Source organism: Bradyrhizobium sp. 18BD, from assembly GCF_054185225.1.
In genome coordinates this window covers 1-477 of record NZ_JAVAYL010000160.1, presented here as the reverse complement: position 1 = coordinate 477, position 477 = coordinate 1, and the positions used below count along the sequence as shown (strand labels likewise).

The window sequence follows — 477 nt, the reverse complement described above, 5'->3', positions numbered from 1 at the left end:
CACGGAATCAACCGCTCCGCGCGCAACTCGCGGAACAGGTCGAAGAACGCGTCGTCGGTCGGCTGATAGACCAGAAACCCCATCCGTCGGCTCTTCGACATGTCGGTGACGACTTCGATCGGCCGCCCGAGATCGGCATCGGTATGCCAGGGGGAAGCCAGCCGCGCCAGATCGGGTTCGGCCAGCCCATCGCGCTCCGCAATGCTGCGCCACACCGCCGCGTCGTCCGCCATTTGCTGTTCCAGCGGCAGCACCGTGCCATCGAACGGCGCGGGTTCGAGCCCGAACCAGTCCGCGATCCGCGCCCACATCCAACTCCAGCGGAAGACGTCGCCATTGACGATGTTGAAGTCCTGATTGGCCGCCGCCGGGGTTTCCGCCGCCCACAGCAATTGCCGCGCGAGCTGGCGGGCGTCGGTCATGTCGGTCAGCGAGCTCCATTGCGTCGCGGAGCCCGGAAAGCGGAACGGTCGCCCG

Annotated in this window: 1 pseudogene; it reads right to left on the bottom strand. The window is 67.1% G+C overall.

From position 1 onward, the window contains the following. Positions 1-477 (bottom strand): annotated as a pseudogene (locus RAD16_RS40865) (NAD-dependent dehydratase); the annotation flags it as partial.